Source organism: Pseudoalteromonas tetraodonis, assembly GCF_002310835.1.
GTDB classification, from domain to species: Bacteria; Pseudomonadota; Gammaproteobacteria; order Enterobacterales; family Alteromonadaceae; genus Pseudoalteromonas; species Pseudoalteromonas tetraodonis.
On the sequence record NZ_CP011041.1, the window covers coordinates 2,831,522 to 2,856,193 of the forward strand.

The 24,672-nt window shown below is 40.5% G+C and carries 24 protein-coding genes; 17 read left to right on the forward strand and 7 right to left on the reverse strand.

Annotated elements, in window-relative coordinates; genetic code table 11:
• Positions 1-19 precede the first annotated feature (19 nt).
• The 6 genes from PTET_RS13225 (at position 20) to ruvX (ending at position 4,446) form a co-directional block, all read left to right on the forward strand.
• Positions 20-913 (forward strand): DUF350 domain-containing protein, encoded by an 894-nt coding sequence (locus PTET_RS13225; RefSeq protein WP_013465844.1) that lies wholly within the window; start codon positions 20-22, stop codon positions 911-913.
• 77 nt (positions 914-990) lie between these two features.
• Positions 991-1,464 carry a hypothetical protein gene (locus PTET_RS13230; protein ID WP_013465845.1) on the forward strand — a complete coding sequence of 158 codons (474 nt, stop codon included), beginning with the start codon at positions 991-993 and terminating at the stop codon, positions 1,462-1,464.
• Positions 1,465-1,534: 70 nt separating this feature from the next.
• On the forward strand, positions 1,535-2,269 hold the full coding sequence (gene rsmE, locus PTET_RS13235; RefSeq protein WP_013465846.1) for a 16S rRNA (uracil(1498)-N(3))-methyltransferase: 735 nt from the start codon (positions 1,535-1,537) through the stop codon (positions 2,267-2,269).
• 66 nt (positions 2,270-2,335) lie between these two features.
• Positions 2,336-3,286: a glutathione synthase gene (gene gshB / locus PTET_RS13240; RefSeq protein WP_013465847.1), complete on the forward strand. Its 951-nt coding sequence runs from the start codon at positions 2,336-2,338 to the stop codon at positions 3,284-3,286.
• 135 nt (positions 3,287-3,421) lie between these two features.
• Positions 3,422-3,979, forward strand: coding sequence for a YqgE/AlgH family protein (locus PTET_RS13245; RefSeq protein ID WP_013465848.1), 558 nt, complete (start codon positions 3,422-3,424; stop codon positions 3,977-3,979).
• 17 nt (positions 3,980-3,996) lie between these two features.
• Positions 3,997-4,446 (forward strand): Holliday junction resolvase RuvX, encoded by a 450-nt coding sequence (gene ruvX, locus PTET_RS13250; protein ID WP_013465849.1) that lies wholly within the window; start codon positions 3,997-3,999, stop codon positions 4,444-4,446.
• A gap of 56 nt (positions 4,447-4,502) precedes the next feature.
• Here the strand turns inward: ruvX and PTET_RS13255 are convergent, their stop codons facing one another.
• Together PTET_RS13255 and PTET_RS13260 are read right to left on the reverse strand one after the other, a co-directional pair.
• A complete protein-coding gene (locus PTET_RS13255; RefSeq protein ID WP_013465850.1) occupies positions 4,503-5,639 on the reverse strand; it encodes a PilT/PilU family type 4a pilus ATPase in 1,137 nt (378 codons plus the stop codon).
• A gap of 9 nt (positions 5,640-5,648) precedes the next feature.
• Complete coding sequence (locus PTET_RS13260; RefSeq protein WP_013465851.1) at positions 5,649-6,689, reverse strand: type IV pilus twitching motility protein PilT; 1,041 nt, start codon at positions 6,687-6,689, stop codon at positions 5,649-5,651.
• Positions 6,690-6,691: 2 nt separating this feature from the next.
• Between PTET_RS13260 and PTET_RS13265 the strand changes: the two genes are divergently transcribed.
• The 8 genes from PTET_RS13265 (at position 6,692) to PTET_RS13300 (ending at position 13,675) form a co-directional block, all read left to right on the forward strand.
• Positions 6,692-7,405, forward strand: a complete 714-nt coding sequence (locus PTET_RS13265; RefSeq protein ID WP_096038765.1) for a YggS family pyridoxal phosphate-dependent enzyme — start codon at positions 6,692-6,694, stop codon at positions 7,403-7,405.
• Positions 7,406-7,422: 17 nt separating this feature from the next.
• Entirely contained in the window at positions 7,423-8,244 is an 822-nt protein-coding gene (proC, locus tag PTET_RS13270) for a pyrroline-5-carboxylate reductase (RefSeq protein ID WP_024600822.1), read from the forward strand.
• Positions 8,245-8,270: 26 nt separating this feature from the next.
• Positions 8,271-8,804 carry a YggT family protein gene (locus PTET_RS13275; protein WP_008113334.1) on the forward strand — a complete coding sequence of 178 codons (534 nt, stop codon included), beginning with the start codon at positions 8,271-8,273 and terminating at the stop codon, positions 8,802-8,804.
• Positions 8,805-8,862: 58 nt separating this feature from the next.
• Positions 8,863-9,306 (forward strand): DUF4426 domain-containing protein, encoded by a 444-nt coding sequence (locus PTET_RS13280; RefSeq protein ID WP_096038766.1) that lies wholly within the window; start codon positions 8,863-8,865, stop codon positions 9,304-9,306.
• Between the two features lie 2 nt (positions 9,307-9,308).
• Positions 9,309-9,908: an XTP/dITP diphosphatase gene (locus PTET_RS13285; RefSeq protein WP_069439858.1), complete on the forward strand. Its 600-nt coding sequence runs from the start codon at positions 9,309-9,311 to the stop codon at positions 9,906-9,908.
• Entirely contained in the window at positions 9,905-11,041 is a 1,137-nt protein-coding gene (gene hemW / locus PTET_RS13290) for a radical SAM family heme chaperone HemW (RefSeq protein WP_024600826.1), read from the forward strand. Before PTET_RS13285 ends, hemW begins: the two co-directional genes overlap by 4 nt.
• A 37-nt stretch (positions 11,042-11,078) precedes the next feature.
• Entirely contained in the window at positions 11,079-12,911 is a 1,833-nt protein-coding gene (locus tag PTET_RS13295) for a DUF885 domain-containing protein (protein ID WP_024600827.1), read from the forward strand.
• Positions 12,912-13,015: 104 nt separating this feature from the next.
• Complete coding sequence (locus PTET_RS13300) at positions 13,016-13,675, forward strand: hypothetical protein (protein ID WP_013465858.1); 660 nt, start codon at positions 13,016-13,018, stop codon at positions 13,673-13,675.
• Here PTET_RS13300 and PTET_RS13305 read toward each other — a convergent pair.
• The gene (locus PTET_RS13305; protein ID WP_024600828.1) at positions 13,667-14,383 is read right to left on the reverse strand and encodes an SIMPL domain-containing protein; all 717 of its coding nucleotides are present in this window, start codon (positions 14,381-14,383) and stop codon (positions 13,667-13,669) included. The two genes, PTET_RS13300 and PTET_RS13305, sit on opposite strands and share 9 nt — an antisense overlap.
• A 114-nt stretch (positions 14,384-14,497) precedes the next feature.
• Between PTET_RS13305 and PTET_RS13310 the strand changes: the two genes are divergently transcribed.
• Together PTET_RS13310 and PTET_RS13315 are read left to right on the forward strand one after the other, a co-directional pair.
• Entirely contained in the window at positions 14,498-17,164 is a 2,667-nt protein-coding gene (locus PTET_RS13310) for a bifunctional acetate--CoA ligase family protein/GNAT family N-acetyltransferase (RefSeq protein ID WP_024600829.1), read from the forward strand.
• 8 nt (positions 17,165-17,172) lie between these two features.
• Positions 17,173-18,117: an ion transporter gene (locus PTET_RS13315; protein WP_024600830.1), complete on the forward strand. Its 945-nt coding sequence runs from the start codon at positions 17,173-17,175 to the stop codon at positions 18,115-18,117.
• Positions 18,118-18,141: 24 nt separating this feature from the next.
• Here PTET_RS13315 and PTET_RS13320 read toward each other — a convergent pair whose 3' ends face one another.
• From PTET_RS13320 to PTET_RS13330, 3 genes are read right to left on the reverse strand one after another with little or no spacing between them, the layout of a single operon-like run.
• A complete protein-coding gene (locus tag PTET_RS13320; RefSeq protein ID WP_096038767.1) occupies positions 18,142-22,647 on the reverse strand; it encodes an EAL domain-containing protein in 4,506 nt (1,501 codons plus the stop codon).
• Between the two features lie 25 nt (positions 22,648-22,672).
• Positions 22,673-23,074 carry a GNAT family N-acetyltransferase gene (locus PTET_RS13325; RefSeq protein WP_024600832.1) on the reverse strand — a complete coding sequence of 134 codons (402 nt, stop codon included), beginning with the start codon at positions 23,072-23,074 and terminating at the stop codon, positions 22,673-22,675.
• Positions 23,075-23,086: 12 nt separating this feature from the next.
• Positions 23,087-23,290, reverse strand: coding sequence for a DUF3283 family protein (locus PTET_RS13330; protein ID WP_028835635.1), 204 nt, complete (start codon positions 23,288-23,290; stop codon positions 23,087-23,089).
• A 424-nt stretch (positions 23,291-23,714) separates the two neighbouring features.
• On the opposite strand from PTET_RS13330, the gene PTET_RS13335 reads away from it, so the two are divergent.
• The gene (locus PTET_RS13335) at positions 23,715-24,359 is read left to right on the forward strand and encodes a type 2 periplasmic-binding domain-containing protein (RefSeq protein ID WP_049775596.1); all 645 of its coding nucleotides are present in this window, start codon (positions 23,715-23,717) and stop codon (positions 24,357-24,359) included.
• Here PTET_RS13335 and PTET_RS13340 read toward each other — a convergent pair.
• Positions 24,356-24,601: a DUF1289 domain-containing protein gene (locus PTET_RS13340; protein WP_013465866.1), complete on the reverse strand. Its 246-nt coding sequence runs from the start codon at positions 24,599-24,601 to the stop codon at positions 24,356-24,358. The genes PTET_RS13335 and PTET_RS13340 overlap by 4 nt on opposite strands.
• Between the last annotated feature and the right edge of the window lie 71 nt (positions 24,602-24,672).

The window sequence follows — 24,672 nt, forward strand, 5'->3', positions numbered from 1 at the left end:
AAATCTATTTAGGAACACCATGTCATATTTGTCATTATCTAACACTAGTTTAGTTGCGATTGCTATTAGTTTTGTGGTTATTTGTGTCATCATCATCAGTTTAAGAATTGTTACTCAAATAAAAGCAAAACAAGCACTTAAAGAAGAATTGGCGCAACATGATAACTTTGCAATGGGGATTAGTTTTGCCTCTGAAATATCTGTTGTTATAGCCACCATGGCGTTTTTATTTGATGAAATTAGTATTAGCACCGCACAATCAAACCCATTAAAAGTGATTTTGTTAATTGTGCTGCTCTTTTCATTTATTAAAATGGGGCATTTAATCCATCGTAAATGGATATTACGCCGCTTTAATGAAGAAGCCGCAATACTAAAGCAAAACGTCTGTGCTGCGCTGGTTGACTCGGGGATGCTTATTGCCAATTGTATTTTAGCGCTGGGTTTATATACATGGACACATACTCAGGGGTTTAGTAATTTATTAATTGCCTCAGTAAGCTTTTTTGTGTTGCAAGGAATGTTTGCTTTGGACAGTAAAATACGTGAATACCGCTTTGCTAAAGCAAATCAAGGCGCCTCATTGCAAAGTAATTTTGGCTTAGAAAATACCTCTATTGGTATTCGCTATGCGGGTAAGTCAATTGGATTAGCACTTGCGGCGTATGCTGGTTTATCTAGTGCGGCCTTTCAAAATGGTAAAATGGTAGAAAACTTATTTACCTTGGTAATGCATTGCGGTGTGATGTGGCTGTTACTATACTGTTTAACGTATATTATAAAAATTATTTCAATGCCTAATATCGACACCGCACTTGAAGTCGATCATCAAGATAATATTGGTATTGCGTGTATTGAATTTGCTGTATTTTGTGCTATTGGTTACTTACTTATAAGTATGTTTTCAATTTAGTACCAAACTGGTTAAATTAAGCCGTTACTAAACGTCCCTATTTAATAGTCTGGTAAATTAACAGGGACTTTAGGCATATGGAAATAAAAACAGCGAGTTATCTCTTAATTGATATAGACAACGAGTTTAGCCATTCATTTATTAAACACTATATAAACTCAAATGATCCAGCTAAAAAAGACATCGTTATTGCCGGAGCTAATACCCAAAAGCTGGTTAAAATGATGTTTGATGAACTCGTTAAAGATTATTGCTATTGCGATATTGAAAACGAAATAAGCATTTCTGAGCTGGCCAGCTACCTACACGAACACCACAATATTCAGGGGGTACTGTTTAACCAAACAGATTACTTGCTCGCCGATGATACACAGCGCTTTATTTATAATTCACTGCATGAAAAACGCTATATGGTTATTCAAACAGATCAAGGGTATGAAATTAAGCCCATAAAAGATGAATGCCATTCAAACCATTTATCGTGTGATACCGACATAGCTCAAACTGCACAAGAGTTAACAGAGCTTTTAACCCCCGAATATGAAAAATAAATAATTGCACCCAAGCCTTTGCTTACTTACCATAGAGAGATATAACTTCTATGTAAAAAAGTGATTTGCCATGCGAGTGCCCCATATTTATCAATCATCACCGATTGCTCTCAACACCCCTTTAAATCTTGACGATGACGCTGCAGGCCATGTAGGTCGTGTGCTACGAATGAAAGTGGGCGAGCAGGTTTCTATGTTTAATGGTGAAGGGGGTGAATTTCTCAGTGAAATTATTGAAGTGAGCAAAAAAACCGTTGTTGTTATGCCCCTTGAATTTAATCCTCATGACGTTGAATCGCCATTAAAGATTCATTTAGGCCAGTGTGTATCCCGTGGTGATAAAATGGATTTTACCATTCAAAAGTCGGTTGAATTAGGGATCACTGAAATAACACCTATTTTTAGCCAGCGATGCGGCGTAAAACTCAGTGGCGACCGCCTAGAAAAAAAACACCAGCAATGGCAAAAAATAGCCATTGCTGCTGCAGAGCAGTCTGGGCGTAACTTTGTACCAATCATTAATCCTCCCGTAGATTTAAAACACTGGCTTGAACAGCAAACCGATGCAATTAAATTAACCTTACACCCGCGCGCCGAGCACAGCATTAAAACCATTACTGTTCCTGATGGTGGCGTGCGATTTTTAGTGGGCCCTGAAGGGGGATTTACCGATGATGAAATGGCGCAAACTAAACAACAAGAATTTGTAGATATTCGCTTAGGTCCGCGAGTACTTCGCACAGAAACAGCAGCGTTAACCGTTTTAAGTGCACTGCAATTACAATTTGGCGATTTAGCTAATTGAAATAACTAAAAGCACCCACATATCAAGATTACAGTTGTAAAAAACACATAAATTAAGGCACAGCGCATGGCAATTAAGTTAGGTATTATTTCAGATCCTATTAGTGGATTTAATATTAAAAAAGACACCGGTTTTGCAATGATGATGCAAGCACAAACCCGTGGCTACGAAATTTACTACATGGAAATGGATGATTTATCGCTGCGTCAAGGCAATGCCTACGCCACTGCAGCCAAAGCTCAAGTTTTTGATAACGCTCAAAAGTGGTACCAACTTGAAGAAAAAGAAACCATAGCGCTGGCTGATTTAGACGTTATTTTAATGCGTAAAGATCCGCCTTTTGATACTGAATATATTTACGCAACGTATATTTTAGAGCGTGCAGAACAAGCAGGCACATTAGTGATTAATAAACCACAAAGCTTGCGCGACGCCAATGAAAAACTCTTTACAGCTTGGTTTAGTGAACACACGCCAGATACATTAGTAACACGCAGCCAAAAACAAATCCGTGAGTTTTTAGCCCAGCATAAAGATATTATTTTAAAACCGCTTGATGGCATGGGTGGCGCCTCTATTTTTAGAGTAAAAGCCGATGATGCTAATATAGGCGTAATATGCGAAACCTTAACCGAGCATGGTAGCCGCTTTGCCATGGCGCAAAATTATATCCCAGAGATCACTCAAGGCGATAAGCGCGTATTGGTTGTTGATGGTGAAGTGATTCCTTATTGCTTAGCGCGTATTCCACAAAATGGCGAAACACGCGGTAATTTAGCCGCAGGCGGTCGTGGTGAAGCCCGCCCAATTAGCGAATCAGATCTTAAAATTGCAAAGGCGGTCGCCCCTACTTTGAAAGAAAAAGGCTTAATATTTGTAGGTTTAGATATTATTGGTGATAAGTTAACTGAGATTAACGTAACAGCGCCAACCTGCGTAAAAGAAATTGAAGCCGCTTACGATATTTCAATTACCGGCATTTTATTTGACGCCATAGAGAAAAAGCTTAATAAATAAATTATCACTGAATCAGTTCAAAGATATAAAGCGATGACGCTTATCGTGTCATCGCTGAAAACTCGAATAAATTTTTAGTGTTAAAACATGGGACTATGCCATACTCAAGATTCAATAACTAAAAGGGTAAAACTTATGCAGTCATTAGAAAATCACTTTTTAATCGCAATGCCATCAATGCAAGACCCTTTTTTTAAACGTGCCGTCACTTATATTTGTGAACACAACGAAGAAGGCGCTATGGGATTGGTGATCAATCAGCCGATTGATGTCACCGTAGGTGAGTTACTCGACAAAATTGATATTGATAACGATAAATCTCAACATGCCGCGCAAGTGACTGTGTTTGCTGGCGGGCCGGTAAAAACAGACCGTGGCTTTGTGCTACATTCACCTAAACCTGGGTACTCGGCAAGCCAAAAGTTGAGCAGTGATATTATGATCACAACCTCAAAAGATGTGTTAGCCACGTTAACCACAGCCCAAGCACCCGAGCAATTTATTATTACTTTAGGCTACTCCGGTTGGGAACAAGGCCAATTAGAGCAAGAGCTATTAGACAATAGCTGGCTGATCATTAAAGCCGATCCTAAAATAATTTTTGATACTCCAGTAGAAAAACGCTGGGAAATGGCAGTCTCTATGCTTGGTTTTGATATTGGCCAATTAAGCCCCGAAGCCGGACATGCTTAATAACATAAAAGATATACATGACTAAAAAAACAGTAAAGCCGCAGGGTGAGCGCACCGTTATGGGATTTGACTTTGGTACCAAGAGTATTGGTATTGCTATTGGTCAAGAGCTCACTGGCAGTGCGACCAGCTTAAAGGCGGTGAAAGCCCAAGATGGCATCCCTAATTGGGATGACATTGCTGTGCAAGTAAAAGAATGGCAACCCGATTTAATGGTTGTCGGGTTACCGCTAAACATGGATGGCACCTCACAAGAGGTTACCTTTAAAGCTAAAAAATTTGCTAATCGTTTGCACAACCATTACGGCATTGCAGTTCATACTCAAGATGAACGCTTAACTACCGCTGATGCTAAAGCACGGTTATTTGAACGTGGTGGCTATAAAAATTTAGGTAAAGGTAACGTAGATAATATGTCTGCGGTGATCATTCTAGAGAGCTTTTTTGAAGCCAGTTATGGTGAATAAAGAACTTAACCCACATAAAAAAAGCGCCTAAGGCGCTTTTTTTATGTGGGTTAAGACTAAGTCATATTGCCTTTGTCATCAAGGCCATCAATGGTCACACCTTGTAAGAAGCCTGCGCCTTGTTGCTCGTTATTACGTAGTTTAATCATCAAGCGTAAGTCATTTGGCGAATCCGCATGATGCAGCGCATCGGCATAATTAATACGTTGCTGTCTGTAAAGCTCAAACAGCGCTTGGTCAAAGGTTTGCATGCCCATCTCTGTTGATTTAGCCATGGTTTCTTTAATGCCACCAATATTACCGTTTTTAATTAGCTCACTGACCATTGGCGTATTAAGTAATACCTCAATGGCAGCAACACGCCCTTCCCCATCAGAGGTAGGAATAAGTTGCTGAGCAATGATAGCGCGTAAATTTAATGCTAAGTCATATTTAAGCTTATCGTGCTTTTCTTTTGGTACTAAGTGCATAATGCGGTCAATAGCTTGATTAGCATTGTTAGCATGCAAGGTGGCAACACATAAATGACCCGTTTCTGCAAAGCTCAACGCATATTCCATGGTTTCTTGCGAACGAATTTCACCAATTAAAATAACATCAGGCGCTTGGCGCAAAGAGCTTTTAAGTGCCGATTCAAAGCTTTCAGTATCTAAACCCACTTCACGTTGGGTAATAATACTTTTTTGATGTTCATGCACAAATTCAATCGGATCTTCTATGGTTAAAATATGCCCACGTTGATTGCGATTTCTATAACCAATAAGTGCCGCCAAAGACGTTGATTTACCGGTTCCCGTACCACCTACAAATAACACGAGTCCGCGCTTTGACATAATCACATCGGTCAATGCAGAGGGTAATCCAAGCTCTTTAACATCGGGTATTTTAGTGACAATTCGACGAATAACCATGCCCGCTCTGTCGCGTTGCCAAAAAGCCGAAATACGAAAGCGCCCTTCGCTAGTTGCAATCGCAAAGTTACATTCTTTAGTGTTATGAAACTCTGCTTTTTGTTTTTCACTCATCGCTGATTCGACTAACTCTAGCGCTTGCTCATCTGTTAATTTATCGTCATTAAGAGGAGTTAGCTCGCCGTTAATTTTAGCGCTAATAGGAAGTTGGCTCGATACAAATAAATCAGAGCCTTTTTTGTCGATCATTATTTGTAAAAAGTGATTTAAAGATAAAGTCATAATAATTCCTTAAGCGCTAAACTGCGTCTTATCTTGCGCTTTTGTATACGCCGCTGAGTGAGTGATAATGCCACGGTTAACTAAGCTTGTTAAACATTGATCCATGGTTTGCATGCCTTGCGACGCACCGGTTTGAATTGATGAGTACATTTGTGCAATTTTATCTTCACGGATTAAGTTACGAATAGCAGGCGTTGCCAACATGATTTCGTGTGCAGCCACTCGCCCTCCCCCTACTTTTTTTATCAGTGTTTGCGAAATAACTGCACGTAATGACTCAGAGAGCATAGAGCGGATCATATCTTTTTCTTCGCCAGGGAATACATCAATAATACGGTCAATGGTTTTAGGTGCAGAGGTCGTATGCAAAGTACCAAACACCAAGTGACCGGTTTCCGCAGCGGTCATAGCAAGGCGAATAGTTTCTAAATCTCGTAACTCACCCACTAAAATAACATCAGGGTCTTCACGGAGTGCGCTGCGTAGTGCGTTAGAAAAGCTATGTGTATCACGATGAACTTCCCGCTGATTAATTAAGCTGAGTTTATTATCGTGAACAAATTCGATAGGATCTTCGATGGTCAGCACATGATGGTGCTTGGTCTGATTAATGTAATCGACCATCGCCGCAAGCGTGGTCGACTTACCTGAACCTGTAGGGCCCGTGACTAACACTAGGCCTCGAGGGTTATCTGAAATTTGTTTAAATATTTCAGGTGCGCCTAAATCTTCAAGAGTGAGTACGTCACTCGGGATAGTACGAAACACAGCAGCAGGGCCACGATTAGAGTTAAAGGCATTTACACGAAAACGTGCTAAATTAGGGACTTCAAAAGAAAAATCCACTTCGAGATTTTGTTCATAGTCCTTACGCTGGTTATCGTTCATAATGTCATAAACCAGACTGCTGACTTCTTTATCTCCAAGTGCTGGTATATTAATACGTCGCACATCGCCATCAACACGTATCATAGGTGATACCCCTGATGATAAGTGCAAATCTGATGCTTTATGTTGCACACTAAATGCCAATAATTCGGTGATATCCATTTATGACTCCACAACTAACTGATAAATATATGGTTACAATAGCAGAACGACTCACATCCGCCTACGCTAGAATTGCAGAGGCAGCGCACAAAGCACAACGTAATAGTAACGATATTACGTTACTTGCAGTATCTAAAACCAAACCCGCTACTGATATTATGGCAGCTTATGAGCAAGGGCAACGTCAATTTGGTGAATCTTATGTTCAAGAGGCTGTAGATAAAATAGCGCAACTAGACACATTTAGCGATATTGTTTGGCATTTCATTGGCCCTATTCAGTCAAATAAAAGTGCTTTAGTGGCTGCCAATTTTGCTTGGGTGCAAAGTGTAGACAGACTTAAAATAGCCAAGCGATTAAACAGTCAACGCCCTGAGACAATGCCGCCACTTAATGTACTTATTCAAGTGAATATTAGCGAAGAAGAAGCAAAGTCTGGTTGTCACCCAAATGAAATCGCTGAGCTGGCGCAATATATAGATCAATGTGCCCATTTAAAGCTGCGCGGACTGATGGCTATTCCCGCTAAAAGTGACGATGCAAACACGCAAATTCAATATTTTGAGCAATTACAAACTTGCTTTGATAAACTACAGACCCAATATCCTCATATAGATACGTTGTCGATGGGGATGAGTAACGATGTAGAAGCTGCCATAGCGGCAGGTTCAACCATGGTGAGGATCGGCACAGATATTTTTGGAACACGAACTTAAAAGGTGATAACAGACATATGTCAGATAAAAAAATCGCATTTATAGGCACAGGTAATATGAGCTACGCCATCATTGGTGGCATGGTAAAAAACGGCTTTAACGCAAATAATATTATTGCGACTAACCGCAACCAAGAAAAACTAGCTAAGGTAGCTGCCGATTTCAAAGTGCAAACCACCAGTGACAATAACGAAGCTATGCGCGATGCCGATGTCATTGTTTTGTCTGTTAAACCACAAATGATGGGCGATTTATGCCAATCATTTCAAGATTCAGGTGTCGACTTTAGCGATAAATTATTTATCTCAGTCGCGGCAGGCTTAACCGTTAAGCGCTTACGTGAAATGCTTGGTCAAGATGTAAAAATGGTACGTTGTATGCCAAATACGCCATCATTACTTGGTCGTGGTGTATCGGGCTTGTATGGCGCTGGCGAAACGCAAAGCGAACATGAGTTTGTACAGCAAGTATTTGAGTGTACCGGCATCGTTGTATGGGTTGAAAAAGAGTCGCAAATAAACGATGTGATTGCTGTTACCGGCTCTTCACCGGCTTACTTTTTCTTATTTATGGAAGCCATTGAAGAAAAAGCCAAAGCGCTTGGGTTTAGTGATGAAGACGCACGCCGCTTAGTGCAGCAAACCGCCCTTGGCGCAGCTGAAATGGCACTTAGCCAAACTGATATTAGCATTTCACAATTACGTTCAAATGTGACATCAAAAGGCGGTACCACGCATGCAGCCGTTGAGCATTTAAAAGCACAAGGTTTAACTAAAACCGTAGGCGATGCAATGGATGCGTGTATTGCGCGTGCAGTGCAAATGGAACAAGAACTTTAAAACCATTTTTTATTGAAGGTTATACTATGAATGCCATGCAATTTTTAATTAGCACCTTGTTTGATCTATTTTTAATGGTGGTACTACTGCGTTTTTGGCTACAGTGGGCAAAAGCCGACTTTTACAACCCAATGAGCCAATTTGTGGTCAAAGCCACTTCGTTTGCAGTTAACCCGCTGCGAAAAATCATTCCAGGGCTAGGCGGGCTTGATTTAGCCTCTTTGTTGCTGGCATTTATAGTGGCTGCGGCAAAAATAAGTACCCTAATGTGGCTGATTTATAGCTCTTGGGCTATTCAGCCTGTGCTTATACAGGCGCTAATAACTGTTTTAAAAGAAGGTTTAAACTTAGTTTTTTGGGTATTAATTATCCGCGCTATTTTAAGCTGGGTAAGCCAAGGCTATAACCCAATTGAAGCGGTATTCCATCAGCTTACTGAGCCAATGTTAAAGCCCATCCGTAAAATTTTACCGCCATTAGGGGGATTAGATTTATCGGTACTGGTACTAATCATCGGCATTCAGTTTTTACAAATGCTGCTAATGGACCTTTTAGCTTAAGCATAACGTAATATAAAAGAGGCCTAGTGCCTCTTTTTTACATACTCAGGAGTTAACCATGCAACGTTTAATAAAGTTTTGTTTTATTGCTTGTCTCGCTTTAGCATTTAATGCGCACAGCGCACAAGAAAAAGGCGCTCAATATAAAGAACTAGGCCCTTGGCAAGTTCATTACATAGCCTTTCCATCAACGTTTATTCAGCCACAAATAGCCAAAACATATGGCTTGGAACGCAGTGGCTACAAAGGTATTGTTAATATTTCCATCTTAAAAAATGATACTGATAAAACAGCGCAAAAAGCGACATTACAAGGCACCGCTAGAAATTTATTAGGCAATAAACAAAGCCTCAACTTTAAAGAAGTCGTTGAAGGCGATTCTGTTTATTACCTAGCACAAGTAGATTACACCAACGAAGAAATTTTACGTTTTGAAATTGAAATCCAACAAGGTAACCAGTTCCAAACATTAAAATTTCAGCAAAAATTTTACGTAGATTAAATATGACCAACACCTTAGTACTTGCAACCGGCAATCCCGGAAAAGTAAATGAGCTGGCTAACATGCTCAGCTCGCTTAACATTAATGTAGTACCACAAAGCGACTTTAATGTCAGTGACGTGGCCGAAACAGGCACCACGTTTGTAGAAAACGCGATAATTAAGGCACGTCATGCAGCTAAAATAACTGGATTACCGGCTATTGCTGATGATTCGGGATTAGAAGTTGATAGCTTAAATGGCGCACCCGGCGTTTACTCTGCCCGCTTTGCAGGTAAAGGCGCAAGTGATCAAGATAATATCGATAAATTACTGGCTGATTTAGGCGATAACCCTAACCGCCGTGCTCGTTTTTGGTGTGTATTGGTACTGATGCGTCACGCCGACGACCCTACCCCACTTATTTGCAGTGCTAGCTGGGAGGGCGAAATTACCCTTAGCCAACACGGTGAAGGTGGCTTTGGCTACGATCCTATCTTTTTTGTGCCATCAGAAAATTGCACCAGTGCAGAGCTGACAAAAGCGCAAAAAAATGCACTGAGTCATCGTGGGCAAGCACTTAAAATGTTACTGCAAGAGCTACAACACAAAGGCGGCCTGTGAACCTTCCTCCACTTAGTTTATATGTGCATGTGCCATGGTGCGTGCAAAAATGCCCGTACTGCGATTTTAATAGCCACGGGCAAAAAGGTGACATCCCTGAAGCTGAGTATGTACAGCATTTAATCGACGATTTAAAAGCTGATTTACACTTAGTACAAGAGCGTAAAATTCACAGTATTTTTATAGGTGGCGGCACACCAAGTCTATTAACCGGCGCGGCATACACCCGTTTACTCAAGGAAGTAGATAGCCTAATTGGCTTAAGCGATAACTGTGAAATAACCCTTGAAGCAAATCCCGGCACAGTCGAAACGGGCCGTTTTAAAGATTATGTAAAAGCAGGCATTAACCGTATCTCTATCGGCGTGCAAAGCATGCAGAACGATAAGTTAAAAGCCCTAGGTCGAATTCATGGTGCCGATGAAGCCAGTTATGCTGCACAGCAAGCCAGTGAAGCAGGGTTAAATAGCTTTAACCTTGACTTAATGCATGGCTTACCAGGGCAGTCTCTTGATGATGCACTGAGTGATTTAAAACAAATTATTGCGCTCAATCCACCGCATATTTCTTGGTATCAGCTCACCATTGAGCCAAATACGCAATTTGCTTCAAAACCGCCGACTTTGCCACAAGATGAAACCTTATGGGATATTCAAGAGCAAGGCCAAGCATTATTAGCACAAGCTGGCTATCAGCAATATGAAATATCAGGGTATGCAAAACCTGGCTATCAATGCCAACATAACTTGAATTATTGGCGGTTTGGCGATTATCTTGGCATTGGCTGCGGCGCTCATGGTAAGGTTACTGATGCGAAAACGGGGGTGATAACACGCACTGAAAAGGTAAAACACCCTCGGGGCTATATGGATATTATTAAACCCTACTTGTACAAAAGCTGGCAAGTAGAGCAAGACGACTTAGCGTTTGAATTTTTTATGAATCGCTTTCGTTTAATAGAGCCATGCCCTATAAATGATTTTAATGCGCTGACGCAGCAACCACTGCAAAGCCAACAGCATGCACTAGATAAAGCCATTAATGCCGGTTTACTAACAAAAACAGACAGCCACTGGCACGTTACACTCCAAGGGCAACGTTTTTTAAATGATCTACTTGCGTTATTTGTTTAGTGACAATAATAGGTTTCTAACAACAAAAGGGAAACGAATGCGTAAACTTACTCTAATTGCTGCCACCATTAGTGTGGCACTGCTTGCAGGTTGCCAACAAGCAACACAACAATCAACGCCTGCACCTGCGGTTCAAGCTCAACCTGTTCAAAGTGAAATTGACAAAGCGAATGCTTTTTTTGAAGACACTTTTAATCGTGATGTCATGAGCAGCCCGGTTTATCAAACCTACATGGGCATCAAAAAAGATTACGATAAATGGGATGACAACAGCGAAGAAAAAGCCCTTAAAGACTTGGCACAAGCTAAAGCCGATTTGGTCACACTCAACAGCATTAATCGTGCGCAATTAGATACAGCAACCCAAGTAAGTTATGATTTAAAAAAACAAGATTTAGAAGCCAGCATTGCTGATTTCAAATGGCGTTACCACAACTACCCTGTAAACCAAATGTTTGGTACGCACTCTATGGTGCCGGCTTTTTTAATCAACCAGCATCAAATTAGCAACGTAAAAGAAGCCAACGATTACATTGCTCGTTTAAATGGGGTACCGGGTGTATTTGATCAGCTTATTACTGGCTTAGAAATTCGCGCCGATAAAAACATCATCGCGCCTAAATTTGTATTCCCACACGTCATTGATTCAAGCAAAAACATCATTAAAGGTGCGCCGTTTGAACAAGGTGAAGATTCTACGCTTTTAGCTGACTTTAAACGCAAAGTTAATGCCTTAGAAATAGACCAAGCTGAAAAAGATGCACTTATTAGTAAAGCGACTGAAGCATTAAAAACAGCGGTTAAACCTGCTTACTCTAAGTTAATTAACTACATTGCACAGTTAGAAAAACGTGCTGATGACCGTGACGGTGCTTGGAAATTCCCTAATGGCGAAGCGTTTTACAATAACGCACTGAAACGCACCACCACGACAGACCTTACAGCAAAAGAGATTCATGCCATTGGCCTTGCTGAAGTATCACGTATTCATGATGAAATGCGTGCCATTAAAGATAAAGTCGGTTTTGAGGGCGACTTAAACGCCTTTATGCAGTTTATGAAAACCGACAAGCAATTTTATTTAGCTAACACTGAAGCAGGTAAAGCACAGTACCTAAGTGAAGCTAAAGGCTTAATTGATAACATGAAAACACGCTTAGATGAGCTGTTTATTGTAAAACCAAAAGCCGACATGATTGTAAAACGTGTTGAAGCATTCCGTGAAAAAGCGGCAGGTAAAGCGTTTTATCAACAACCTGCGCCAGATGGTTCTCGCCCAGGTATTTACTACGCCAACCTATACGACATGGAAGCAATGCCTACTTACCAAATGGAAGCCTTGGCTTATCATGAGGGGATTCCAGGTCACCATATGCAAATTGCCATTTCACAAGAACTTGAAGGTGTACCTAAGTTCCGTAAATTTGGTGGTTACACAGCCTACATTGAAGGCTGGGGGTTATACTCAGAATTACTACCAAAAGAAATGGGCCTTTACGAAGACCCGTATTCAGATTTTGGTCGCTTAGCCATGGAATTATGGCGTGCATGTCGTTTAGTGGTTGATACCGGTATTCACGCAATGAAGTGGACTCGTCAAGAAGGTATTGATTACTACGTTAACAACACCCCTAACGCCACTTCTGACGGTGTGAAAATGGTTGAGCGTCATATTGTAATGCCATCTCAAGCAACGGCTTACAAAGTAGGTATGCTGAAAATTTTAGAACTACGTGAAGATGCTAAAATGCAACTTGGCGATAAGTTTGATATCCGCCAGTTCCACGATGTAGTGCTTAAAAATGGCCCTGTACCATTAAACGTACTAGAAAACTTCGTTAATGAGTGGATTGCCAGCAAACAAGCTTAATTTTTAAGTATTTACTTAAAGGTATAAAAGGTCGCAATTGCGGCCTTTTGTTTTATAAAGCAAAAAATTAAGCTAGGATAAAGTTGGAATTCAAGGAGAACAGAATGGATCTAAGCATACAGCTACTCAATGCGCGTATTAAACAACAGCAGTTTGATGAGCTAGATAACGATTTTAAAAAGCTCACTGAGGCACAGCAAGTAATACAGCTTAATTACCTGTTTGAAAGTGCGCTACGCATGAGTATTAAATACGATTTTATGCAAAACATCGCCGTGCGTATTTTAACCACCAATACGCCACCAGCGCCGTTTATTGAAAAACTAACCAGTTTAGACGCGCTGAGTTTTTTTACGCCTGCACTTAAATTAAATAAGGGATTTATTAGTACAGACGACTCTGGCAATAACGCCCTGCATAATGTATTTAAGCAAGCAATGCCCACACAACTGCCTTTTAACTATGTTCGCTCGTTAATGTTATTTGAATCTAACGAAGAGTTACTACATGCATTAGCACATACAAATAAGCAAGGGCTCACTCCGGTTGCCAGTTACATCGCCTATGCACATAAGCCAAACATTCCGGTAAAACATGAATTTTCGGCCTTGCTCGCATTAATGGAAATAGAGCAAAAACAAAATCCTGCAGCAAAATTACAAATACTTGAGGCATTAAAAAATAATCCCCCAAGCGAGATAACCTTGCTACTGAGCGCCGCTTATTTACAGCGCTCTACTGAACAAGTGGCGGCTCTAATCTGATAAGTAATATTCTACGCTGGTAACAACACGTACGTTTTTAATTTGCGGCGTGTTTGAATCCCGATCGCTAATGCTAAACTGCCCTTGGCGAGCGGTTTTAATTTTACCTAAGCGTGAATTTGAATCTTTAGCAAACTTATCTGCCACTTCACGGGCTTTTTCTGTGGCTTCTTGCACCATGGCTGGTTTTATATCGTTAAGCCCAGTAAAAATATACTCAATACGGGTTTGATAGTTGTCTTGCACAATAGCTATATTTTGTTTAGCTAACTGACTCACTTTGCTCAGTGCGTTTTTAACTTTATCAGGAGCATTGGAGTAAACAATAATATTTGAGCTAATAACATACCTAAACTTTTGGTTATCATTCGCGTATTCACGGGCTTGCTTATCAATAATAGATTGAGTACCTGTCGATATTTCTTGATCATCAAAGCCGTGTAACTTTAAAAAAGCAATCACCGCATCATTTTTTTGCTCAACTCGCTCAACAAGCTTTTCAAGATTGTTGTCGGCATCGTTAAACTGCAAAGGCCAAATAACGGTATCTGCCACAACTTCACGTTCAGCTAACCCTTTTACCTGCACCGTGCGCTCCATCCCTTTAATATCAAGCGCAGCCCCTTTTATAATAAAACCCAATGCAATTAGGCCAATGCTTAAACACGCTGCTGCCATAAAAACGGTTACATTCGATATTTTATTCACCTTAGTCTCCTTGACCGATATCAATAATAAGCACGTTCACGCTCGAAAAAACACTATAAACAGGTTACATTGAGAAGGTATAGATAGCAAAACTTAATCAGCCAAGGAAACGCAATGAGTCTAAAACGTATTAGCCAGTTTTTTAATCCAAGCTCAGTCGCTGTTATTGGGGCATCAAACACCCCTACTCGGGCTGGTAATGTGGTAATGCGTAATTTATTACAAGGCGGGTTTAAAGGGCCCATCATGCCTGTTACACCCAATCATACTGCAGTGCATGGCGTATTGGCTTACTCAAGTATTGAAGCCCTTCCCAAAGTACCTGATTTAGCCGTTATCTGTACCAATAAAAACACCTTAATGAAAATTATTGAGCAGCTAGGTACGCTGGGGTGCCAAAGCGCTATTATTATTGCTGATGGCCTAACAGGTACCCAAAAACAAGAACTTAAAGATAACGCTGCAAAGCATAAAGTGACGCTGCTTGGCTCAAATTGCTTAGGGTTACTTATTCCGCATATAGGTTTAAACGCGAGTTTTTCGCACACTGTTGCCACGCCAGGTAAACTGGCTTTTGTGTCGCAATCAGCGGCTGTTTGTTCAACGATTCTTGATTGGGCTAAAAATAAAGAAATTGGCTTTTCATACTTTGTATCTATGGGAGATTGTTTAGATATTGAGTTTGACGAAATACTCGACTTTTTAGGCCGCGACGCTAAAACCAAAGCTATCCTACTTTACATAGATAACATTAATGATATTCGCAGCTTTATTTCTGCCGCGCGTGCGGCGGCATTTTCTAAGCCCGTGATCGCTATTAAAACAGGCAGAACCAGTGCAGGCGCTCTTGCCGCTGAAATACACACCGGCGGAAAACAAAGCTCAGATGCAGTATATGATGCCATGTTTCAACGTGCAGGGATGTTGAGAGTAAATGATTTGCGTGAACTCTTTGCCGCCACTCAAACCTTAGCAATGCACCCCAAATTACTGCAAGTAGAGCAGCTAACTATATTAACTAATGGCGGCGGCCCTGGAGTGATGGCCGTTGATGAACTTATTCAAAGCTCAGGTAAACTTGCTCAGCTTAGTGATGAAACGCGCGAAGCACTCAATAAAGTGATCCCACATTCAGACACAACATCAAACCCTGTCGATATATTTGGCGATTCTGCGCCAGTGCGTTACAAACACGCATTAGAAATACTGCTTAATGCTAAAGAAGTTAAAAACTTACTGATCATTCATACTCCATCGGCATTGGCCCCGAGTGAAAATTACGCTCAGGTTATTGTTGAGGCACTGAACAAATTACCAAAAATGGCACGCCCGTATGTGATCACTAATTTCATGGGAGAAGATGCCGCCTTCGCAGCCAGACGCATCTGCGCAAATAACGCCATTCCGACCTATCGTACCCCAGAAGGCGCAGTTGGTGCCTTTATGCACTTAGTAAGCTATCGTCGTAACCAAAAACATTTAACCCAAACGCCAGAATCAAACACCGATGATGCAACTATTAATAAAGTAGCAGCGAAAGCAGCTATTAAAGAGTTTTTAAATGATGAGCAACATTACTTATCAACCCATCAAGCGAGTCAAATTTTAAGTAGCTACGGTATAGACTGTATCCAAACTGAAGTAGCCTACACCCCTACTGAGGCAAAAGAGCAAGCAATAGAGCTAGGTTTTCCGGTCGCATTAAAGTTGATGAGCCCCAGCATTCCCTCTAAGTCTGAAGTCGGTGGCGTAGTACTCAACCTCAATGATGCGCAAGAGGTAGAACAAACGGCATTTGCCATGCTGTTAAGAATAAAAAACACCTACCCTGATGCTATTATTGATGGCTTTTCGTTACAAAAAATGGCGCCTAGAGCAGGTGCCAATGAGCTGCGCATAGCCATTAAAACAGAGCCTAATTTTGGGCCAGTTATTTTATTAGGTGAAGCTGGCACAGGGCTTGAGTACGCTCAAGCGGCGGTGGCCTTGCCACCACTGAATATGAATCTAGCTAAATATTTAATTGCCGCCGCCCATGATAAAGGAGTCCTTAAAGATCGCATTCTGCCAGAAAAAGTAGATAAATATCGTTTATGTGCGCTACTGACCCGAATTTCTCAACTCGTTGTCGATCAACCCGATATCACCTCATTAGAGCTAAATCCTATTTTAGCCAGTAATGGGCAGTTTTTAGTCCTTGATGCCACCATGAACCTAAATCAGTATCAGGTTCAGGCGCACCGAAAACGTTTATCAATCCGCCCTTATCCTATTGAGTTGGTTGAAACGGTGACCCTAAAAAATAAGACCTTAGCAACGCTCAGACCAATCAAACCAGAAGATGAGCAGGCACATCAAGAGTTTGACCGCTCCTTAAGCAAAGAAGATAGATACAAGCGCTTTTTTGGTGAATTGCCACAATTTAACCATGATCAACTCGCTAAAATGACGCAAATTGATTACGACCGCGAGATGGCATTTATTGTTACCCAAACACAAGACGAGCAACAGCACACATTAGGGGTTTCGCGAGTGATTATGGATCCCGATAACTTACAAGCAGAGTTTGCCATTGTGGTACGTTCTGATTGCCAAGGACTTGGGTTAGGGCGTATTTTAATGAACGCGGCTATTTCTCACTGCAGACGCCAAGGCGTGAAAACGGTTGAAGGTATCACCCTGCCAGAAAATACCGGCATGATTGAGTTGGCTCGTAAACTCGGGTTTAAAATAAGTCGTGATTTTGAAGAAGGCAGTATCAATATGCTGCTCACATTGTAATAGGTACTATGCGTAAACTAAGACAAACCATAAACCAAGTATTTGAAGCGTCAGGTAAGTATCAGCGAGCGGGACACATTTTAGATGTCATACTGATCAGCATAATTATGATTAATGTGGTGGCGATTGTGCTTGAGTCGGTGCACAGCATCGCAACCGAGTACTATAGCGAGTTTTTAATCTTGGAGCTGGTATCAGTGGCTATATTTAGTGCTGAATACCTAATACGTGCTTGGACTTGTGTCGATCGCGTAAAGTACGCCTCCATGAATTGCTCAAATACACAAAAACGGATTCGATATATTTTATCACCACTGGCAATTATCGATTTAATTGCCATTTTGCCTAGTTTATTAATGTTTTTCTTTGCTATCGATTTACGTTTTTTACGGGTACTGCGGTTGTTGCGGGTATTTAAGCTCACCCGTTATTCTCGAGCAATGCAATTGTTATTGCAGGCGTTTATTGATGAGTCGAGTTCATTACTGGCGGCATTTTTTATTATGTCTGTGGTACTTATTTTAGCCTCTTGCGGTATTTATTTATTAGAGCACGACATTCAACCAGACAAGTTCGGCTCTATTCCTGCAGCCATGTGGTGGGCAATGGCAACCCTAACTACGGTTGGTTATGGCGATGTTGTGCCTATAACGCCTATTGGTAAACTATTTGGTGGCGTAATCACTTTGGTGAGTATGGGGATGGTTGCCATACCAACCGGTTTATTAGCGTCGAGTTTCTCAGAGCAAATACGCAAACGTCGCCAGCTATTTGAAGATGCCACCCACGAGAAAATAACCGATGGTAAGCTCACTGATGAGCAGATGCATCACCTTGAGGAGTTACGCTACAAACTAGGGCTAAGTAAACTAGAGGCCAATAAAGCAATAAAAGCAGAGCTAAATAAACGCAGCTCACACTTATTTTGCCGTCACTGTGGTAAGCGTCCTTAATAAAATAATGTATTAAGCGGCGCCTTAAGCTTGTGAGAATACAGGGTGCCAATCGTGCTCAATAAGCTCAAGCACCTGCTCTTTAGGCACCGCTTTACTAAACAAGTAACCTTGAAAGTAGCTACAACCTTGCGCTTTTAAAAAAGCCAACTGATGTGCGCTTTCAACCCCTTCAGCAATGCACTCTTTACCTAAACTGCTTGCTAAAGTTAGTGTAGATTGAATAATCGCTTCGTTATCAGAATCAATACCAATATCTTGCACAAAGCTGCGATCTATTTTTAATACATCAATCGGAAAGCGCTTCAAATAAGTTAACGAGGCATACCCGGTTCCAAAATCATCCATGTACAACTTACAGCCTAGTTGTTTTAATAAGTCCATATTTTTAAGCGCATGTTCTGAGTCGCGCATTAAAATAGACTCTGTTATTTCAAATACAATAGCCTCGGGCGGCAGTGCTGCATTGTTTAGTGCTTGGCGAATTTCAGGGACGAGTCCGATAAATTCAAAATCCAGTGCTGAGAGGTTAATTGATAGGTATAGATCAGGACACACTTTACGCCAACGAGCTAACTGCACCAAAGCACGCTTAAATGTTTGTAGCATTATTTTAGTGATTAAACCTATATTTTCAGCTACGTTTGCAAACTCTTGCGTACTCGCTAACTGATTATCAGGCCAGCGTAGTAACACCTCAAAGCCCACTGTTTTTTGCGTAGACGCATTAATAATGGGTTGATAATAATTACAAAATTCATGTTCATGATAAGCTTTGATCAACTGTGATTCTAAATGCATCGCTCTTTCAACACGTTGATTCATTTCTTGTTTGTAAAACTTATAACACCCTTCCAAGCCATCTTTAGCATAATAAAGCGCCACATTTGATGCTTTCAATAGTGCTTTATAATGCGCGGCATCATCAGGGAAAATAGCCACACCAATACTTAGGTGCACATTGACGCTTTGCTGGTTCATAACGATGTCTTTACTCACGCAATCCATTAGTTTGGTGCATATAAGTAATACTTCTTCTATTTGCTGAATATCTTCAACTAGAATTACAAATTCATCACCGCCTAAACGCGCGACGCTATCACAAGGACGTAATGCTGTTTTCAAGCGGTTTGCCACCAGCTTTATTATCTCATCGGCGTTTTCTGTGCCAAATGAATCATTAAAATACTTAAACCGTTTTATATTAACGTGTAACAAAGCCACTTTACACTGATGGCGGCGCGCCTGATCGATGGCATGTATAGCTCTGTCGTTAAACAAGGTTCTATTTGGCAGCCCTGTAAGTGAATCGTAATTAGCCAGTATATGCAGTTCGCTCTCGGCTGACTTTTGTGCATGAATATCTGTTAAAATAATCACGAAACTACTCAGCCTTTGGCTTTCATCAGCTACGGCGCTTATTTTAACCAGTACATGGCGTTGCTCTTTGTTTGCCAGAACGACAGTGTCTTCACATGAAAAATGTTCGCCCACTTCAAGCTTTTGCATAATTCTTAAATAATCAAAATAGCTACTGCGGGACATTCCCAAATTAAGCGCACGGGTTGAACGAGGCTCTGCTGATAAGCCAAAAGCGCTTTGCAGTGATTTATTTGAGGCACGTATATTAAAGTTTTTATCTAAGATAAACACCCAATCTCGGGTTTGTTCAAACGCGGCGGTAAATAACCGTGCATGCTCTTCAAACACCCTTTCGCGTGTCATATTGGTATACGTACCGGCTACTTTTTGCGGCGTTTTTTTGTCCCATTCAACCACCTTGCCAAAATCTTTGTACCAGCGCCAATGACCTTTGGCGTGGCGTAATCGGTAGGTACAATTAAAATACCCTTTATCTGTTGATAAAAATTCTAACCACTCCAACCTAAAAATAGCACGCTCTTGAGGGTGAATTTTTTCTAGGTAGTCATCTAAACTCACCGAGTCATCCTCGTAGCCTAATTCGTTGACTAATCTAGGCTGATAAATATTTAACTGGCTCGCCTGCCAATCCCATACCCCGGACTCACTTCCCTCTAGTGCAAGCTTTAAACGCGCCTCACTGTCTTGGCTTTCTTTGTGTGCTGCCAATAAGATACGCTGTATTTTGTTGCGCCTCATTACCCATGCAGTCACTATGGTGATCAATAAAATGGCATAAAGCGCTAAAAAGTATGGAGCACGCCATAGCGGATATTTCACTTTAATATTTAACGTTGCTGGCGCAGTATAGTCGCCGGTCAGTGGATCTTTTGCCCAGACTTTTAACTGGTAACTGCCTGGGTTTAATTTAGGAAACACCACTCGATTATTTCGGGTATAACTTTTTTTACCTTTATCGAGCTGATATTCATAAATAATGCGCTCTTGGAAGCTAAATGACATCGCTGAAAATGCAATCTCAAGCCCGATATCATCATGATTTAAAGTGATATTTTTTAATGGCTGCTGTAAATTTATAGACAAGTCCCGAGACATTAAGTTGATGCGCGTGATATTGACCTGATCTAATAAACCTTGGCTATTTTTATTGTCTTTAGGGTCAAAGTAGGTAAAACCCTTGAGGCTACCGAAGGCAATTCGACCATCCGCTAACTTAGCCATAGCGCCATTATTAAACTCAGCAGAGAGCACCCCATCTGATGTTGTAAATTGCTGAAAATGAATTGTTTCAGGATTTAGTCGCCATATTCCTTTATGGCTACTCATCCAAATCATTCCCTCTTCATCAAGAACCATATCGTACAACAAGGTGCCTAGTTTATTTTTATCTAAATCAATTGTGTGCACTAACTCATAGGTTGTTGCATCTATACCAATCAGCCCAAAATTAGATAACGATAGCCAAAGTATGCCTTGCCCATCTACCACGTAGGAAAGAATACTAACGGCTACATTATCATGGTGCTTAGGCACTTTATAAATGGTGTTTAAACTTAAATCATTGGGGTTAAATTGATATAAAACGCCACCACTAAAAAATAATGGCTTCTCGGGTTGGTGCGGTAATGGGGGTAAAAAGCCATGCGCTAAAAAAGGGTCAAATTGTGCTAATTCGCCTTTTAAGTGAACTAATTGTCGGCTATCAATATTATATTTAAACATGCCATGATCTGGGTGTACAAAATACAAATCCCCGTTTGGTAGCAATGTCAGGCCATGCATCCAATCATTTAAAAAAATCTGATTGGTAGGACTGTTGGTTTTTGGTTGGGTAAGTTGCTGAGTTTGCGGGTCAAAAATGAATAATCCTCGGTTTGAGTGCAACCAGAGTTTATCTTTGTAAGGCATAATTTTGAAAATAGTAAACTCTGTGGTCAGTAAATCGACTTTATAATCTTTTAAATACACCTTTGAGCGATTACTTTTTAAATCAACCGCAGTTAAACCATTGTGTGTGCCTAACCATAGCTTTTCTTGGAACTCCTTAATTGACCATACCGAATGATGTGATAAACCATCCCCAACCAGTGCATTTCCCTCTACATTATAAAACTTGTAATTGTCGCCCGATAAATAAAACGCACCATCGGTTTTAGTGGCTAGCCACATTCCGCCCGATTTATCTTTCACCATATCAATAATACTGTTATCGGCGAGAGTGTACTTACTCTGTTGGATACGTTTATTTTTAACCACTTTTTTAGTGGTTAAATTAAAACAAAGCAGGCCTTTATCTGTTGCTAAATCGAGCACTCCTTGCTGATTATCAATATCCCAAACATTCAAATCGGCCAGTAATTTTTGGCTTGTAAATGATTGCTCGCGGTTGTTAAACATTGCCTCTAAATTACTAATATCAACAGCGTATAAGCCCTTAACCGCACCTACAAGCAACTGATTGTTATTACCTAGCGCAAATGATTTCACATTATTTTGATAAATATGTACATCCGTTTCGCTCAAGTGCTCGAGTGGCCTTACCTGCTGTGTTGCGATGTTAAAAACATACGCGCCGTCTGTGCTACCGATAAAAATATAACCGTTATAATGAAACAAAGTACGCACAAACGCATTTTCAAATTGCTCAGGAAGTGTAAATAAGGAGGTAATAGAGCCGTTGTCTATATCGAGTTTTGCAAACTCTCGGCCTTGTCCAATCCATAAGGTTTTATCATCGGTGGCTAACATAGTAAAAACGGACTGCTGTAGTATTTGCTCTTCTGTGACAGGTTTTTCTATGTATTGTTGGTAGGTATCCGTTTTCGGATCGTATCTGAACAAGCCTGCTAATAAGGAGGCAATCCAGATATGCCCTTGTTGGTCTTGATATATGCGATCGATGATCGCCTCTTCTAACTCACCATTAGGGCCATTGATTGGAATAACTTGATAGCCATCGTATCGGTTAAGGCCTCCCTCAGTAGAGAGCCATAAATACCCATTGTTATCAATAAGCATGGTATTAACGTAACTTTGAGATAAGCCTTCGCTTGGGGATAATCGTTTTACTTGCGCTGTTACTTCAACGCTTATGAGCATAAACAGCACAAATATGGCTGTGATAAACCCATTAATACTCATACCCATGCTTGTCCTATTACTAATTTATGTTTTATTGATATTTCAATGCGGTAATATTTCGGTGCTTATAAGCATCAAATAGCGTTAATAATGCAGGAGTATATGTTAACACTTGGTTAAAACCAAGTGCTTGATAAAAATCAGTAAGGCGTTGATAAGCAAAGGTGTAAACAGGTTCTGTTTGCGCATTTAAAAGGGCAACTAATAACTGGGTTGCCACCCCCTTTGAACGATAAGAAGGAGCCACGAACACCGTTGATAAAAATAAAAAAGTGGGCTTATTCTGTAACCGGCAGGCGGCAATAATCGTATTATTATCGTAAGCGACCCAGACTTGATCCTGTTTGTTAGCACGGCCGCGAACGTTATGTAACGTATAAAACTTATTAACTAAGGGCGTTTTAATTGATTCTAATTGTTTAATTACAAGCATAGTAGGCAAACCCTAGCTAAGCATAATTGCCAAATACTGCTCAAATTTTTGTTTTAAAACACCTTGCTCTGCAACAGGACGACTATGCAGAGTGTCGTACACTTGCTCACGCGTTTTTTTACCGCGCTTAATTTGATAAGCCCAAAATGAGGCCTCGTAATCTAACTGAATTTGATACTTTTGCTCTCGCGGCAAGTCACACAGATTAAAACTCATATTCACTCCAATTTTTAGGGGCTATAAACTTATTGTTGCCTGCATGAATACAGGTAAGGGCCGTGAGCAGCACACGGAGGCTTTAACTAGCCCACTAGGTAAACAAGTCGCGCCGAGGGCCCCTAGTTTGAACAAATTTTCATCCGCAAAGGTCAACAACCCCTCGCTCAATAAAACGTAGATTATACGTTTAAACTTATAAAAAACTAACTCTATAACTAATAAAAATAAGCGACTGTAAATAATTCAACGTAATCAATAATTGTTGGTGGTAACTTTTGCAAGATTACTAATGCAAACTGTGCAAAAGACAGACAATTTGTTACTATGGCTGCTTATTATCTTGCCGCAATTAATTGGAAATACTGACGTGCTTAAACGCTTTAACGGATTGCTGGTATTACTGTGCTTAGTTTTTAGTAATATGTCTTTTGCGCACAGTTATAGCTACACATTTAATCGCCCGCAAAACACTCAACAAGCAAACTATACCATTGAGCTATTACAATTGGCCTATGCAGATATGGGCTTTAAACTAAATATTGTCGATTTTAATCGTCAAAATGCATTATTTGCAGCAGATAATGGCATGTTAGATGGGCAGCTTGCTCGCGATATCAGTATTGAAAGTGCCTATAAAAATTTAATTCGAGTTAACTATCCACTCTTTAAATTTAACCTTGAACTTTATAAACGCTGTGAGCCCAGCTCCACTAAAACCATAGATAGCGTTGCTATTATTTCCAGTTACCCTGTGCAACAGCGATATTTAGACAGTATTGATTTTCAAGGTAAGGTAATTGAAGTTAAAAATAATAATACGCAGCTTAACTTACTGATCCAGCAAAAAGTACAAGGAGCGTTACTTATTGATTTTGCGATGGCAAATAAAACCATTCCTCCCTCTTTGGGCTGCTATGAAAAACAAGTAGTTGCAACCTACCCGCTTTATCATTATTTACATAACAGTCATGCGGATATTGTTCCCCAGCTAGAAGCAACACTGGATAAGTTACACAATAACGGCACAGTTGCAAAACTCAGGTCAAAATACAACCTACACTTTTAAAAATCAAAACCTTGTTGATCTGCTTGCGGTGATGATTGTGCCACTTTATTTTTTTGCTGTAAGTAACGTTTATAGCGCTGCTGGCATAAACTCAATACTTTTTTCTTTTGGGAATTCGTTAACGAATTCCAAGAAAAACGTTCATCGCGACTGCGATAGCAGCCTTTGCAATAACCGCGATTATTAACTAAGCAAATACCTTTACAAGGGCTAGGAATATCAAATATTTCAATTTGTTGCATTTTACCCTCCGGTATTAAAAGCATAGCCTGAGTATAGCGCTATTTTTGTGCAAAAAAAAAGCAGCAAATAA

What these genes read in the sequence shown, in the direction of transcription:
- PTET_RS13295 (WP_024600827.1), top strand. Translation starts at nt 11,079, where the DNA reads ATGCGTAAACTTACTCTAATTGCTGCCACCATTAGTGTGGCACTGCTT.
- PTET_RS13275 (WP_008113334.1), top strand. Translation starts at nt 8,271, where the DNA reads ATGAATGCCATGCAATTTTTAATTAGCACCTTGTTTGATCTATTTTTA.
- PTET_RS13265 (WP_096038765.1), top strand. Translation starts at nt 6,692, where the DNA reads ATGACTCCACAACTAACTGATAAATATATGGTTACAATAGCAGAACGA.
- PTET_RS13320 (WP_096038767.1), bottom strand. Translation starts at nt 22,647, where the DNA reads ATGGGTATGAGTATTAATGGGTTTATCACAGCCATATTTGTGCTGTTT.
- gshB (WP_013465847.1), top strand. Translation starts at nt 2,336, where the DNA reads ATGGCAATTAAGTTAGGTATTATTTCAGATCCTATTAGTGGATTTAAT.
- PTET_RS13335 (WP_049775596.1), top strand. Translation starts at nt 23,715, where the DNA reads ATGTCTTTTGCGCACAGTTATAGCTACACATTTAATCGCCCGCAAAAC.
- PTET_RS13255 (WP_013465850.1), bottom strand. Translation starts at nt 5,639, where the DNA reads ATGACTTTATCTTTAAATCACTTTTTACAAATAATGATCGACAAAAAA.
- PTET_RS13280 (WP_096038766.1), top strand. Translation starts at nt 8,863, where the DNA reads ATGCAACGTTTAATAAAGTTTTGTTTTATTGCTTGTCTCGCTTTAGCA.
- PTET_RS13260 (WP_013465851.1), bottom strand. Translation starts at nt 6,689, where the DNA reads ATGGATATCACCGAATTATTGGCATTTAGTGTGCAACATAAAGCATCA.
- PTET_RS13330 (WP_028835635.1), bottom strand. Translation starts at nt 23,290, where the DNA reads ATGAGTTTTAATCTGTGTGACTTGCCGCGAGAGCAAAAGTATCAAATT.
- PTET_RS13300 (WP_013465858.1), top strand. Translation starts at nt 13,016, where the DNA reads ATGGATCTAAGCATACAGCTACTCAATGCGCGTATTAAACAACAGCAG.
- ruvX (WP_013465849.1), top strand. Translation starts at nt 3,997, where the DNA reads ATGACTAAAAAAACAGTAAAGCCGCAGGGTGAGCGCACCGTTATGGGA.
- PTET_RS13225 (WP_013465844.1), top strand. Translation starts at nt 20, where the DNA reads ATGTCATATTTGTCATTATCTAACACTAGTTTAGTTGCGATTGCTATT.
- PTET_RS13310 (WP_024600829.1), top strand. Translation starts at nt 14,498, where the DNA reads ATGAGTCTAAAACGTATTAGCCAGTTTTTTAATCCAAGCTCAGTCGCT.
- PTET_RS13325 (WP_024600832.1), bottom strand. Translation starts at nt 23,074, where the DNA reads ATGCTTGTAATTAAACAATTAGAATCAATTAAAACGCCCTTAGTTAAT.
- PTET_RS13340 (WP_013465866.1), bottom strand. Translation starts at nt 24,601, where the DNA reads ATGCAACAAATTGAAATATTTGATATTCCTAGCCCTTGTAAAGGTATT.
- PTET_RS13230 (WP_013465845.1), top strand. Translation starts at nt 991, where the DNA reads ATGGAAATAAAAACAGCGAGTTATCTCTTAATTGATATAGACAACGAG.
- PTET_RS13285 (WP_069439858.1), top strand. Translation starts at nt 9,309, where the DNA reads ATGACCAACACCTTAGTACTTGCAACCGGCAATCCCGGAAAAGTAAAT.
- PTET_RS13245 (WP_013465848.1), top strand. Translation starts at nt 3,422, where the DNA reads ATGCAGTCATTAGAAAATCACTTTTTAATCGCAATGCCATCAATGCAA.
- rsmE (WP_013465846.1), top strand. Translation starts at nt 1,535, where the DNA reads ATGCGAGTGCCCCATATTTATCAATCATCACCGATTGCTCTCAACACC.
- PTET_RS13315 (WP_024600830.1), top strand. Translation starts at nt 17,173, where the DNA reads ATGCGTAAACTAAGACAAACCATAAACCAAGTATTTGAAGCGTCAGGT.
- proC (WP_024600822.1), top strand. Translation starts at nt 7,423, where the DNA reads ATGTCAGATAAAAAAATCGCATTTATAGGCACAGGTAATATGAGCTAC.